Genomic DNA, 14141 nt, shown 5'->3' with positions numbered 1-14141 from the left:
TAATAACGCGCTTCAGTAAAGGTCGCTTTGCTGGTGGAACACTATAAGGGAGTTGTCATGGATTTTTGGTTGTTATTTAAAGCTTTTATTCTGGGTATAGTTGAGGGTTTAACTGAATTTTTACCCGTATCCAGTACAGGTCATTTGATTGTTGTTGGCGATTTGATTGGGTTTTATAACGAAGGCAAAGTGTTTGAAATTGCTATTCAGTTAGGGGCCATTCTGGCCGTGGTATTTGAATACCGCCAGCGTTTTATTCATGTCGCCACCGGCATTACCCACGATAAAAAAGCCCAGAATTTTGTGCTGAATTTGTTTGTCGCTTTCCTCCCTGCTGCCATCATTGGCTTGTTGTTTATTAAATACATTAAGCTGTATTTGTTTAACCCCATTACTGTGGCGACTATGTTGGTGCTGGGTGGTTTGGTGATTTTGTATGCGGAGCGCCGTACTCATCAGGTGAAAATTCATGATGTAGACGACATCACCTGGAAAGATGCATTAAAAGTAGGTTGTGCACAGATCGTCTCGATGATCCCAGGTACTTCACGTTCAGGTTCAACCATTATTGGCGGTTTGTTTTTTGGTTTTGATCGTAAAGTGGCGGCAGAGTTTTCATTCTTTTTAGCTGTGCCTACTATGTTTGCTGCAACCTTCTATGACTTGTTTAAACACCGTGATGTACTGGCTTTTGATCAGGCGCCGATGTTTATCGTAGGTTTTGTCACAGCCTTTTTCAGCGCGTTGTTGGCGGTAAGAACCTTTGTCCGTTTTGTCTCGAACCACAGCTACGAAATTTTCGCCTGGTATCGTATCGCCTTTGGTTTGGTGATATTAGCCACCTGGTACTTTGGTTGGGTCAGCTGGAGCTGATTTTCTTGCAAGCAGCAAAAAGGGCACTTAAAGTGCCCTTTTTGCTGCTTGACGGCTCAGTCCGACAAACTTAACGGCCTAAGTATTTATCCAGAGTTTTATACAAGCCCTGCCACATGGTCTGGTTTTGCTGCTTCAGTTTGGCGGCGTTCTCGGCCAGTCTAGGTTTAATTTCTGCTTTTTCAGAGAGCAACTGACTGATTTTTTGCGTCAGACTGACGGCAGAAAGTTTTTCCAGACAATAATCCGCCATACCAAAATCAGACATCATGGCGTGGTACTTATGACTCCAGCTGGTGGCGATACAAGGCACCCCCTGACTCAGTGCATTAATAGCTCCGTGGAAACGTGAGCTGATAGCGACAGAACTTTGACCGATAAAAGCTTTCACTGCTAATGGATCTTCAATCTGAATAATCTCACAAGGCGCTAAGCGAGCAATTTCCTGACACAGCAGCTGATCTTCTTTGCCTTCATGATTGACCAGTACTACGGCGTAACCTAATTCCACCAACTGATTGGCCGCAGCAGCAAAAGCTTCGACATAGTTGGTGCGCTCCGCTTCAGCGTTAGCGTGGTTAAACTTGGATACTACTTTGCTATTAGGAATAAGAGCGGCAAATTTGCCTTCGATTTCAGGCAGAGCTGCAGTGCTATGGCCTTTCAAACCGACGGTAAAATCAGGAGTTAACTTCACAGTATCCGGCAGATTGGCTTCACAGCTTTGTAAATGGCTGAATGAGACCGGATCGCGCACATAAATCAGTGCAGCGCTGTGAATAATGTCGCGCATCGCTGCTTTACTTTCTTCGCTGCTAAAAGGACCAAAAGCCTGAGGCATAAAGACGAAAGGCTTGCCCGCTTCTTTAAAACGTTTGACTTCCCGGGCCGTATTTTGCAGAAACTTCAAAGGCCACTGATCGCCATAGGCAAAACCGCTGGCTTCTAAAATCACGTCCACATCACGCTCTGTGACCATGCCGTAGCGTTTCATCAGATTACGGACTGAGCCTGGTAACTTGCCAAACCATGGCGTTAAATCCAGCGCTTTACGGCGGAAGGATACTTTTTGCCATGCGCCTAATAAAGCACGTTCACGGTAGGGCAGGTTAGGGCCTGGCGATAACACCAACTCTGTGTTATTTAAGGTTTTTAAGCCTTGTAAACAGGCCAATAGCATCAGGTAGGCGCCTTTATTGCGGAACTGCACCCCTTTGATTTCAACTAATAAGGCTTTGGATTCAGACATAAGTTAATAACTCCGTAGCGGTTTTCTTCTCGGAGTGAGGGATCAAGGCCTGTGGATCAGGATAACCCACAGCAATCAGCATCACGACTCGTTCGAAAGGTTGTAATTTCAGTAAGCGGCCAATTTTGGCTTCGTAGTTTTCTATATCAGGCCAGTTGATAGAACAAGAGGCCAGTCCCATAGTTTCCAGCGCCAACATCAATTGCATATTGGCGAGGCTGGCGTCGATATAAATCACATGGCGATCGCGCTCAAAAGGATAAGCACTTAAATCACCGACCACAGCAAGCAGGGCCGGAATGCCATTGGCATAACCCACAGTACCCATAGGCAGGTTAGCTAACTTATTCAGCATCTCGCCTTCTGTGGCGGCAATGTAGCGGAACGGCTGACGGTTACAGGCACTTGGCGCCTGAGCAGCTGCGGCAACCGCTTGTTCTAAAACAGCTTTAGGCACACTTTGTGGCAAAAAGGTACGGACTGAACAGCGCTGCTGGCACAAGATCAAAAACTGTTCGTAGCTGATATCAGCGCGAGGCCTTTGCTCATAAGGTGCTGGTGCTGAAGGGCGGCTTTGTGCTAAACGTGGGGTGATCTGGACTTTTAAGGCGGCAAAAGTAACAGGTTGGCTGGCACCATCTGGCCATTGTGTCACAGAGAAGTAGCTATCCATTACATCGTGACAATATTTCAGCAGCACTAAATCTAAGGCCTGGTGATCGGCCAGCAGGTTTTGTAATGCAGTTAAAGTTTCGTCAATATAGTCCAGCGCAAACAACGACTTGCGTGGCACCATGCTTAAACCTTTTTCCAGCCGGTGAATATTACGGCGTAAAATTACGGTCGCAATACTGCTGCTTTCTTCGTGCAGGTGATAATGATGCCGGCCCGCTGCTGTGGCATGTTGCTCACGGCGAAAATGCGGGTTAAAAAAGGCGTAATACAGCGTTGCTGCCAGACGGCTTTTGGCTGCGTAAGGTAACAAGACCTTGTCGAGCTTTTGCCTGATTTGTTGGAGTTGTTTTTTCATACCGTCTCTTTCTCTACCACCATACCGGAGGCTTTAACCTTCATCAGTTGCCATAACTGACGACGGGTTCTGCCGGAAAAAAATAAAAAGAAAAATGAAGCGTAGGCATAAGAAATAAGCGTTGCCCAGGCTGCACCATCAATACCCATAATCGGAATGAGCCACCAGTTCAACAGCACATTTAATACGGCGCCTATGCCATGACTGGCTAAAGATAAAGGCTCCTGACCTGTGATAATTAAATGTTGTCCAATCAGGTAGCGGATAAAAATAAACACACCAGCCCAGATATGGATCTGTAGTACTGAAATACCCGCCTGAAACTTGTCACCAAAAATCAGCGGTACCAGAGGCGGCGCTACGATGAATATCACCACAGCAATGCTTAATGCCATCGCTAAAAAGTAACCACAATATTTGCGTAGCAACACCAGATAGCCTGACCAACTGCTCTGATGACTTTTCAATAATTCAGGATAATACCGCACAGCTAAGGTCGCTGGTATGACATACCAGAGTTCGGAAATACGGCTGACCGCGGCATACACACCCGCAGCTTCTATATCAATCATACGTTCGATCATAATCAGATCAATACGCAAATACACCACAGATAAAATGCCTGAAACCCATAACCAGCTGGAGCGGCGTAATAACTCTTTGCCCTGTTGCCAGTTAAACCAGGCTGGTGTCAGACGACCATGCTGTTCTGTTGGGACGGCCCGACTTTTGTTATGGCCTTTATACATCTGGTACTGCAACACACCGACGGCGGCAAACTCCAGACCTACTACCCAAAACAAAGCACCAATACCCATGCCATACCAAAGCACCGCCAATTTAGCGATCAGACCTAAAATCCCTAATCCTAATTTGCTATAGGCGAGGGTACGGAAATGGCCTAAGTAATTCTGGTGGTATTCAAATAAAATAAAAGCGTTAAACAGCTGGCCGACAAAAAGCACCGCAGCACCTAGCTGATAAGGTTCAAACTCTGAGGGTAAATACCAGCTAAAACCAATAAACATCAGAGCGGCAAACACAAAGCCTGCGATCAGCCGAAGCCAGGTTGCAGTAAATAAAATTTGCTGACCAGTGCGCAGGTCGGGGGCTGATTGCACTGACTTTTGCACCAGATTGTTTAAGCCTAAATTGGCTAAGGGCGCTAAAAATGCACTCCAGGTCATCACAATAGAATAATAACCTGTGGCTTCAGGACCTAGCATCCGTGCCACTATGATAGTGATTAACGCACCGGCCGCCAGTTTAACCAGACGTTCACCTAATAAAGCAACGGCTTTAGCTTTGGCGACTTTGACTAAGAACTTAACCACGTCGTTTCGCTTTGTAACGTTTTATAGCACGAGTAATGCGCCAAATATGCTGCAAAGTGTATGAATAAACACTGAACACTATCAGGAACAAAATTAACATAATTAAATCAGGCACCATCAGGTATTCCCCAACCACACCAATAGTTGCCAACATACAGGAGAAGCTGCTGATGACGACCAGTGCCTGACGGGAATTTAAACCAAGGCGCAGGAAGATATGATGCAAATGTTCACGGTCGGCTAAAAAAGGTGACTGACCCTTACGGATACGGCGTAGCATAATAGCCACCATATCCATCAGCGGCACAGCAATAACCCACAGTGCTGTGATAGGGCGAAAACTGGCGGTGTCGCTTTGAGTGCCTATGATCAGTAACCAAATCACGGTTAAACCAATCAGCATACTGCCGGCATCGCCCATAAAAATTTTGCCTTTGCCTTTCCCCACCACGTCGAGGTTAAACAGCAAATAAGGAATCAGCGCGAACACCAGCACCATTGGCAAGACCGCGTGTTCCAGTTGTCCACCCATGCCCATCATCAAGGTGACGGAGACAAAAGTCACACCACTGAGCATGCCTGCCAGACCGTCTATGCCGTCAATCATGTTAAACGCGTTAATAGCGGCAATCACGGCTATCAGTGTAACGGGGATGCCTATATAGCCCAATGTGACATCGCCCAGTGCAAACAGATTACCTAAATTGCCCAGATGCAGTTGCAAGCCATACACCATGGCAGAGCCTATCAACAGCTGCACACAAAGCCGTAATTTGACGCTTAAATCCATAAAGTCATCAAATACTCCTAAAATCACAATAGTGCCGCCGCAGAGCAGGTAGTAATAGTGAATGTTATCTGGTAAACCAAACCAGGCCAGGGTTAGGCCCACACCAGTGAAGATTGAGATACCACCAATCAGCGGTACTGAACCCACGTGTTGTTTGCGACCCGCAGGCTTGTCCACTAAACCCACTTTGACCGATAAAGGGATTAAAATAAAAATGGCAGTGAGCGTAAGAACAAAGGTGGTAATAAACAGCTGCAGATGTTCTGTCATGTGATTTCCATCGGGTTTTTGGCCTGAATTAATACCAAGGGGCACAAACGAAATTGGCCTGATTATAGGTGAAGAAATCAGGGCTGACTACGGCGTGTGGGAGATAAAATTGAAAGGAATAACGACTTTGTCTGAAAATAATGCTCTAATTGATATTTATGCCACACTTGTTGTCTCTCAGTTAGGTTTTGACTGATTTTTATGCTGTGAATCAAGATGTTGGCATTTCTTATTTATCTAAGAGTCGTTATTGTTTCTGGTCTTTTATAAGGTTTGACTCTCGTTGTTGAAGCAGGATATTTGTTGTGACTAAAGCCGTATTGATTATCACCAATATGGGCCCAAAGCCCTCTGCGCCTTTTCAGGGGCAGTTTGTTAAAAATCAGATGCTGGCGCTGAAGAAGCGTCAGGCTTTATCTTATTTCTACATGAGCTGGCATAACGACAGTCTGCTCAACCGTCTGCTGAAATACCCGGTGTTGTTCTTGCAGTTTTTTTGGTCTTATATTCTCAGCTTTAAAAGCTTTGATGTGATTCACGTGCACTTTTTCTATCCGACCATTTGGCTGGCGCTGATGTATAAATACTTGCGTAAACCTTCGGTTAAGATTGTTGTCACCTGCCATGGCAGTGATATTTATCATTATCAGCCTTTTGGTGCTCTGTATCGCTGGTGTTGTGGGGCTGTAGACCAATGGATTTTTACCAGTCAGAAACTTCAGACTAAAGCCTACACCTCAAAGCCGAACGCTATCGTGCTGTCCGCAGGGATAGCTCAGATCTATGCAGATGCAGTGCAAATAAGCAGGGCTGATAAAGATATTGATCTTTTGTATGTCGGGGCCCTGGATAAAAATAAAGGCATGGACAGATTAATAGCCCTGTTGCCGGATTTAACAGATAAACAAATTTGTGTGATAGGTGCAGGTCCATATCAGACGCAATTTGAACAATTAACTCAAAATTACCCGAATTTACAGCTTGAAGCGGGTCAGAGTGCTGAGCAGCTTAAAACCTTTTATCAACGCAGCAAATGTTTTTTAAGCTTGTCGCGTAATGAATCTTTTGGTTTGGTGATGACCGAAGCTATGGCTTGTTATACCCCTGTGATCGCCACTTTAACCGATGGCTCGGCAGAGCAGTTGGGGGCAGATTCATTTTGGGTCATTGATCAAACAGATGAGCAGGTTTTACAGCAGCAGTTGCGACAAAAAATTCAGCAGCTATTAAGTTTGTCAGACTCAGACTACACCGCATTGCAGCAGCAAGGTCGTCAGTACGCAAAAGACTGTCTGGTGGACGATGTAGCCGCAAAAATACAAACACTGTATCAGGCTCTGACGCCTGAACAACGATGATAGACAAAAGGTAAATACAAGCATGGCAATACAACCTGAAGTGGTACCGGTCGGTGGCATTGGGGTAATGGCGTTCAGCAACATGGCTGCGCTGGTCAATTATGTGATTCAGGATGATGGTACTGTCTTTTCTGGTTCAGCAATAGCGATGAACCCGGAGAAAGTCATAGCTGCCAGTAAAAATCCGGAGCTGATGGCCATTCTGAATAAAGCCGATATTCGTTATGCCGATGGTATGGGGGTCGTCAAGGTGATGCGGCGCAAATTGGGCCGTAAAGTAGAGCGGATCCCGGGTTGTGAGTTATGGCAGGCCTTGATGGCAAAAGCGGCTGTGACTAAAACTCCGGTATTTCTGGTTGGCGCTAAACCGCAGGTGATGGCTGAAACTGTAGAAAAACTAACAGCAATGGGTGTCAATATAGTGGATTCCCAGGACGGTTATTTTAAAGATGAAAACGAGCTGATTCGCCGTATTGCGCAAAGTGGGGCCCGTATCGTTACAGTGGCAATGGGCTCACCCAAGCAGGAGTTGTTTATTGGTAAATGTCAGAAGCAGTTACCTGACGCTTACTACATGGGCGTGGGTGGTACCTATGATGTATTTACCGGCCATGTGCAACGGGCTCCGGCTCTGTGGTGTAAATTACATTTAGAGTGGGCCTACCGGTTGTTATCGCAGCCATCCCGTATTGGTCGTCAGACGAATCTGCTGACCTACGCCTGGTTATATGTAACCAACAAGCTCTGATAAAAACGATTAAAAACAGAGAGAAGCATAGTGCAGCAACAGTCCGATTTACCTTTGATCAGCGTCTATATGCCCACTTTTAACAGAGTGGATATGGTGCAGCGCGCTATCAGCTCCGTGCTGGCGCAGGATTATCCTCATTTTGAACTTTTGGTGGTGGATGATGCCTCCACAGACGCAACCTGGGACACCTTAAACAAGGTGTATGCCGATGAACCCCGTGTACGTTTGTTCCGGCAAGAAAAAGGACAGGGCGCTTGTGCGGCACGTAATTTGGCGATAGCCGAAGCCAAAGGTGAGTTTGTCACCGGCCTGGACGATGACGATGAATTTCTACCCAACAGGCTGAGTTCCCTGTATCACGCCTATGATGACCAGTATGCCTTTGTCTGCTCCAGCTATTTTTGGGATTACGGCACTATACGTAAACAGCTGTATCCTGATGCTGCTGTGGTGGGGCTGAATGAGCTGTTGGACGTGCACTGTTTATCCAATCAGGTGCTGGTCAAACGCAGCCGTATGCTGGCACAAGGCGGCTTTGATGTAGCTCTTGCGGCGTTTCAGGATTATGACATGTGGATCCGTCTGGTAGCAGCATACGGTAAAGCCTTACGTTTGGCTGAAGCAACTTACGTGGTGCATGTAGGGCATGAACTGGGCCGTATTACTACCTCACCTAAACGTTTGGCTGCGCAAAGTTATTTTGTCGAAAAACATCTGCCACTGATGAATGAGCGCAACAAGCAGAACCAGCAGTTTTATCGGCTGGTGATGGAGCAGCAGCAGCTTTCTTTGCCTCGCTTGTTGTTTTTCTGTCGTTACGGTTTATGGTCGACTAAAATCCGCTATTACCTGAAACAAAAGCTGCAGTGGGCTATTAAGTTTCGTCAGCAATTGTTGAGCAAAGGCGTTAAAGGATTATTTTCGAAAAAATGAATCAGACTTTGGTAACTCAAGCTAATTTTGTCAGCCTGAGCGCTTTATTGTTTAAGCGTTTTTGGTTATTGCTGGTCGCGGCTTCAGTGTTTGGTGCAGCTGCTTTGTATGTGTTTCAGCTCAGTGCGACAGAGCGTTATCAGGCTACAGCGGTGGTGACCTTAACGGATTGGCAAACAGAGCGTTTAACCAGACGTGATGATCCGGCAGATAAAAATCCCGCGAACGTAGGCGGTGCTTCTGCAGATGAAATGTCCAGAGCCTTAGTCTTGTTAAAAGATGCGGATTTTTTCCAATCTTTATCGCATTCAGCCAATGCAGAGCAATTGAGTGTTGAACATAAAAGACGGGGGAATCTGGTGACCTTAAAATGGAACAGCAGCTCAGCGCAAAGTGCTGCAGCTGAATTGACCTCGGTGCTCACGCAGTGGGACAAGCTCTGGCGTATGCAGTTTCTCCAGCAAAAACAGCAGCAATTACAGAATTTACAGCAACTCAAGAGCAGTGAGCTGGTAAAACAGCAGCAACATCAGCTGCAATTTGAAGTGGAGTATGCTCAACAGGCTGAACCTTTTGCATTAAAGCAACTGCAAAGTCCTAAAGCTTCGGAGTCTAGTCTGCGTCCTGCGTTATGGTTGATGTTGGTCTTTGGTGCGCTGTTGGGGTTTAGCTGTGCTTTTATTCTGTTGATGTTATGGCGGCTTTAATGCGGCTTTCGAGTTATTTTCAGCAGGTACAGGCGCTGGATAAGCTTATTCTGTTGCTGTGCAGTTGTTATCTGTTGATTGACGCCTGTAACGGTTTTTTATTAAATCAGTTTGGCCGCAGTTTTGGTTTATCTGCCTTGTATAAAGTGCTGATGTTGGTTCTGATGCTGGTGTCATTAAGTTGGCGCAGCGGTAAAACCTTTGTACTCTTTCCTGCACTTTTTATCCTGTTATTACCCGGAGCTTTTTACAGTTGGTTGCACCTTGGAGGATCCTTAGCCCCAGACCTTGGGCTGATCCTGAAACTAATTTCGCCTCTGATTGCGTTTTATTATTTGTTGAGTATTTCTCAATTAGATAAACACTTTGCACTGAAATTTCTGCATCAGGTTTTTGTGGTCAACTACCTGATTGTGCTGGTGAATTTTATTTTTGGCGCTTTAGGCTATGGCTACACTTCTTATTTACCGCAACAGCATTTATCTCAGGTCGATTTAGGCAGCAAAGGATTTTTTAACGCCGCCAACGAGCTTTCCGTGGTATTGCTGGTGTTATCCGCCTGGTTGTTGCAGTACTACTGGCAACAGCACAAGCTGATTTTTCTGGCTGTAGCTGCTACTTCAATCTGGTGTGCCAGCTTAATGCTCACCAAAACCGGTATGCTGGGGACTCTGATCCTGGTGCTGTTTATTCCGCTGATGCCCTGGTTTATCCGTTTAAACTGGAACCGTCTTGCTCTGGCGACCTTACTGCTAGTGGTTGTTGCGGCTCTGGTGATTTGGCAAGCGCCGTTGTTGTTAGGTCAGCTAGGTCTGGCGGAAAAATTACAGCATGTTTATCAGCAACAAGGTCTATTGGGCGTCCTGCTGTCGTCGCGCGATAAATATGCAGCCGAAATCTGGCAATTGGTTAGTTTTTACTACAGCGATGTGCATCGTTTGTTCGGTGTAGGTTTAATTGGGGTGTCTGAGCATCTGTGGAAATTTTGGGCTGAGTCTGATCCTTTTGATTTATATATTTTTTATGGTGTAGCAGGTTTAATGTTTTTCAGCTGGGTTTTTATAGGTTTTATTGCTCAGAATTTAAAATTGTGCAGACTTTATTCTTCTGAGCTCGCAGCCACGTTGGTGCTGTTGAATCTGTTATTGCTGATGGTGGCCTGTATTGCTGGCCATGTGATTAGCTCAGGTATGCTGTGGCCGGTCTGGGGTTTTATTAACGCGGCCGCTTTGATCCATGGGCAGTCTCAAGCTACACCTAAAAAGACGGAGCTTGCTCATGTTACGCAGTGATTTTGCCCGCAAGCTGTTGAACAACAGTCTGGCTCATGGCCTGAACTTTGGGTCACGCTGGTTACTCAATCTGGTGGTGGCCCGGCAACTGCTGGCCAACGATTTTGGTGTATTCAGTTATGTCTACATGCTGGCAAATCTGTTTTTCCCGACCATAGCTTTTGGCGTTAGTTTTTACCTGATCCATTACTCAGCCAAACAGCAGCAAATCAGTTTGTTGTTTAACAGTCTGGTTTTGAGCTTTATCGTATTTTTGGTGTTGTGTCTGGGCGTCGTTGGCATTGACTACTGGATCAACGACACTGTGCCTTATTACCTGTATCTGCTTAGTTTATTGATTGGTTTAGTTTGGGCCGTTAGTCAGGCGATATTTTGTTACCTTAAAGGTCGGCAGCAGTTCTTTGTCGAGGTAAAATCTCAATTTGTTGGCGCCTTAAGTTTACTGGTGGTGGTGGCTTTACTGTTTGCCGGTGTGATGACACAACTGGATGCCATGCTTGAGGCTGTGCTGATGGCCAGTATGGTGCCTGTGCTGATGGGGCTGAACGTGCTTTGGCCTGAGATCAAAACAGGAATAGGCGCTTATTTACGTAATTTTTCCAGTTACTTTGGCTGGCAGGATATCAGGCATAGATTGCATTTTGCCTTACATGATGTGTTTGCCATCATTATGACCAATATTCCTTTTATTTTTCTGGCCTTGTTTAGCACCTTACTGGCACTTGGGCAGTTCAGAAAGTTGTTTATTTTGTTTATGCCGATCACGTTATTGCCGGTGATTTTTTCTCAGGTATTTTTAAGCCGGTTAAGCCGCTTGACGGAACTTGCCGACAAACTGAAGTTTTTCCGCAAAGTCTTTGTGTTTACTTTACCAGTGTTGTCTTTACCTTATTTGCTGATGTGGCCGCTGGGCGATTGGTTGTATCACATCTCCTTTAACGAAGCTTTGGACCCTGCTCATTTGCTGATGTTGCATCTGGTACTGGCAACCTTGTGGATCACCTTGCTAAAAACTTATTTTGAAGTACTGCTGACGTCCTTGGGAGCGAATCACTACAAGGCTATGTTAGTGACTTTAGCCGTGGTGTTAACAGCTTTAGGCTATTGTTGGTTTAACTATAGTCTGACGGTAGAGATAACAGCCTGGTTGTTTTTAACCGGCAATCTGCTTATTACCTCTATGCTGGTGGTCACTTGTCTGTGGCAAATCAAACGCCAAAAAACTGTGTTGCCGCCACAGTTATAAAAAAGCCAGTCTGATACCAGACTGGCTGTTTCAATCGAATCGGCTTAGTGTGCTGAGCGCAGTGGGCCGACCACGTTAATCAGGCTGTTCTTGCTAAAGTCCAAATCGCCGAAGCCTTTGTGGTTTACCAGAATGACGATGATGTCAGCCTTTAAACCTTGTTCCACAGATACCAATTCAACATTGGACGCCAGTTTATTAGTTTTTTCTACGTTCGGCTCAACGGCATAAATCTTACCCTGATAAGCGGCTGCTAAATCGTTGACTATATGTAATGCCGGGCTTTCACGTAAATCGTCGATATCCGGTTTAAAGGCCAAACCAAAACAGGCAACCGAAGGCTTATGCAGAGCGTGGTTTGCCACTGTAGATAATATCTTCTGCAGTACCCATTGAGGTTTAAAGTCGTTGACTTCGCGGGCTGTACGGATCAGTTTGGCTTGCTCTGGCGCTGAGTGCACGATAAACCAGGGATCCACGGCAATACAGTGACCACCGACACCAGCGCCTGGCGTCAGAATATTTACGCGAGGGTGGCGATTGGCCATTTTGATCAGTTCCCAGACGTTAATCTTCAGCTCGTCACATATCAGCGATAACTCGTTGGCAAAAGCGATATTGACGTCACGGAAAGCGTTCTCCGTCAGTTTAGACATCTCTGCGGTACGGGCATCGGAGACTAAACATTCACCTGTAACGAAGGTTTGATATAAGGCTTTGGCTTTTTCAGAACAGGCTGGAGTTAAACCACCCACAATACGGTCGTTGGCAATCAACTCGTACACAACGCGACCCGGCAGCACACGCTCAGGGCAATAAGCCACATGAATGTCAGGTTGTGAAGAATCAGTAGGCACAGTTAAATCAGGACGGGCTTCACTGATCCATTGGCAGATTTTTTCTGTGGTACCGACCGGACTGGTCGATTCCAGTACCACTAAATTACCTTTAGTCAGCACTGGCGCAATAGATTTCACAGCCGCTTCCACATAAGTTAAATCAGGTGACAGATCATCAAAAAAGGGCGTAGGCACCGCGATCATAAAGGCGTCAGCAGCTACAGGGCTGGTTTGAGCTGATAAATAACCGCCTGTCACCGCGGCATGCACCAGCATATCCAGTTCAGGTTCGACAATATGAATTTTACCCTGATTGATGGTATCGACTGCGTGTTGATTCACGTCTATACCAATCACGCGCAATTTGCGTGATGCCAACATAGCGGCCGTCGGCAGGCCTATATACCCTAAACCAATCACTGATACCGTTTTAAACATAACGAACTCCATTAACCTTGTTGGCTATTTCTTTGCTGACATCTTATCACAGCACGCCAGAAAGCTTAGATGACAGATAGCTGCTGTTGAAGAAAATTTTTAATAAAATAACAGTGTTAGCTGAATGGCTGCTTAGTGACTCTGTGGTATCGTGGCTAACAGTTGCTGATAGAGTTCAGTGGAAGGAAGCATAGTGAAAGATTTTTTAGAACCCTTTTTATACCCACAGAATCTATTTCTCTGGTTGTTTTTTTTCGCCTGCCTGTACTACCGCCGTAAAGGCTTATGGTTGCTGCTGATTTGGTTTTATTTAACGGGCAATACATTGCTGGCTAATCAGGTGCGTGACTGGTACAACACGCAAATCAGTACTGCCGAGCTACCTGCTAATTTTGCCGGTGATTATGTATTGTTGGGTTGTGGTGGCAATGAACATAGTCTGCCTGATTGTGCCAGCAATCGAATTAACCAGTTGGCTTTGATGATTAATGCACAGCAGCGGCCTGTGAATGTCTATATGACGACCTTGTACTGTGGGCCTTACGAAGCGCTATTGAAACAAAAAACCGAATATGCGGCTATCCAGTGTTTTGATGGTGGGCCAACCACCTATCACGAGTTTGGCTCTTTAGAGCAAAAGCTGGATAAAACCAAAAACTATCTGTTTATCAGCAGTGACTATCATGCGCTTCGGGTGAAAAAATTATCACAAATGCATCAACTGAATGCGCAGGTGTATGCCGCTTCCAGTGCGACCTTCAGACCAGTCAATTGTGGTTGGAACTGCTTATTGACGGTGAATTTATCAAACTATGATTTGTTTTCGAAGCTAGCAGCGGAGACGGCCAGTTTGCAGGTGTATTCATTAACAAAAGACTGGACTGACTGGTATCAATAAATAAAATTGGGGTCAGATCACATTGTTAACAGTTAACAATGTGATCTGACCCTGAGGTATCCCCACAAAAATATGAGTAAAATCATAGAGGTGATACAAAAAATTAAGTAAGTGAGAACATTCATGGTGTTCG

At 45.6% G+C, this 14141-nt stretch carries 13 protein-coding genes; 8 read left to right on the top strand and 5 right to left on the bottom strand.

Annotated features, from left to right (window positions below; genetic code table 11):
• Positions 1-57 precede the first annotated feature (57 nt).
• Positions 58-873, top strand: a complete 816-nt coding sequence (locus tag IEW88_RS14925) for an undecaprenyl-diphosphate phosphatase (protein ID WP_147904749.1) — start codon at positions 58-60, stop codon at positions 871-873.
• 70 nt (positions 874-943) lie between these two features.
• Here IEW88_RS14925 and IEW88_RS14920 read toward each other — a convergent pair whose 3' ends face one another.
• Genes IEW88_RS14920 through wecA form a run of 4 tightly spaced genes read right to left on the bottom strand, consistent with a single transcriptional unit; the run spans position 944 to position 5546 of the window.
• Entirely contained in the window at positions 944-2122 is a 1179-nt protein-coding gene (locus tag IEW88_RS14920; RefSeq protein ID WP_147904748.1) for a polysaccharide pyruvyl transferase family protein, read from the bottom strand.
• Entirely contained in the window at positions 2115-3152 is a 1038-nt protein-coding gene (locus IEW88_RS14915) for a nitroreductase family protein (RefSeq protein ID WP_147904747.1), read from the bottom strand. Before IEW88_RS14915 ends, IEW88_RS14920 begins: the two co-directional genes overlap by 8 nt.
• Positions 3149-4486, bottom strand: a complete 1338-nt coding sequence (locus IEW88_RS14910) for a flippase (protein WP_147904746.1) — start codon at positions 4484-4486, stop codon at positions 3149-3151. Before IEW88_RS14910 ends, IEW88_RS14915 begins: the two co-directional genes overlap by 4 nt.
• Complete coding sequence (gene wecA, locus IEW88_RS14905; protein ID WP_185148618.1) at positions 4479-5546, bottom strand: UDP-N-acetylglucosamine--undecaprenyl-phosphate N-acetylglucosaminephosphotransferase; 1068 nt, start codon at positions 5544-5546, stop codon at positions 4479-4481. The genes IEW88_RS14910 and wecA overlap by 8 nt, the downstream gene beginning before the upstream one ends.
• 305 nt (positions 5547-5851) lie before the next feature.
• Between wecA and IEW88_RS14900 the strand changes: the two genes are divergently transcribed.
• The 6 genes from IEW88_RS14900 to IEW88_RS14875 are packed head-to-tail and all read left to right on the top strand — an operon-like array spanning position 5852 to position 11833.
• Positions 5852-6904: a glycosyltransferase family 4 protein gene (locus tag IEW88_RS14900; protein WP_221411435.1), complete on the top strand. Its 1053-nt coding sequence runs from the start codon at positions 5852-5854 to the stop codon at positions 6902-6904.
• A gap of 22 nt (positions 6905-6926) precedes the next feature.
• On the top strand, positions 6927-7652 hold the full coding sequence (locus IEW88_RS14895) for a WecB/TagA/CpsF family glycosyltransferase (protein ID WP_147904745.1): 726 nt from the start codon (positions 6927-6929) through the stop codon (positions 7650-7652).
• Positions 7653-7682: 30 nt separating this feature from the next.
• Positions 7683-8588, top strand: a complete 906-nt coding sequence (locus IEW88_RS14890; RefSeq protein ID WP_221411434.1) for a glycosyltransferase — start codon at positions 7683-7685, stop codon at positions 8586-8588.
• Complete coding sequence (locus tag IEW88_RS14885) at positions 8585-9295, top strand: Wzz/FepE/Etk N-terminal domain-containing protein (RefSeq protein WP_147904744.1); 711 nt, start codon at positions 8585-8587, stop codon at positions 9293-9295. Before IEW88_RS14890 ends, IEW88_RS14885 begins: the two co-directional genes overlap by 4 nt.
• Positions 9295-10587, top strand: coding sequence for an O-antigen ligase family protein (locus tag IEW88_RS14880; RefSeq protein ID WP_185148617.1), 1293 nt, complete (start codon positions 9295-9297; stop codon positions 10585-10587). The genes IEW88_RS14885 and IEW88_RS14880 overlap by 1 nt, the downstream gene beginning before the upstream one ends.
• Positions 10574-11833, top strand: a complete 1260-nt coding sequence (locus IEW88_RS14875; RefSeq protein ID WP_147904742.1) for a lipopolysaccharide biosynthesis protein — start codon at positions 10574-10576, stop codon at positions 11831-11833. The genes IEW88_RS14880 and IEW88_RS14875 overlap by 14 nt, the downstream gene beginning before the upstream one ends.
• 44 nt (positions 11834-11877) lie before the next feature.
• On the opposite strand, the gene wecC is transcribed toward IEW88_RS14875, so the two are convergent.
• Positions 11878-13110 (bottom strand): UDP-N-acetyl-D-mannosamine dehydrogenase, encoded by a 1233-nt coding sequence (gene wecC / locus IEW88_RS14870; RefSeq protein ID WP_147904741.1) that lies wholly within the window; start codon positions 13108-13110, stop codon positions 11878-11880.
• Positions 13111-13303: 193 nt separating this feature from the next.
• On the opposite strand from wecC, the gene IEW88_RS14865 reads away from it, so the two are divergent.
• Positions 13304-14008: a hypothetical protein gene (locus tag IEW88_RS14865; protein WP_147904740.1), complete on the top strand. Its 705-nt coding sequence runs from the start codon at positions 13304-13306 to the stop codon at positions 14006-14008.
• Positions 14009-14141 lie beyond the last annotated feature (133 nt).

The organism is Rheinheimera tangshanensis (assembly GCF_014645135.1).
Classification (GTDB): Bacteria; Pseudomonadota; Gammaproteobacteria; order Enterobacterales; family Alteromonadaceae; genus Pararheinheimera; species Pararheinheimera tangshanensis.
This window is presented reverse-complemented; position numbering and strand designations above follow the sequence as displayed.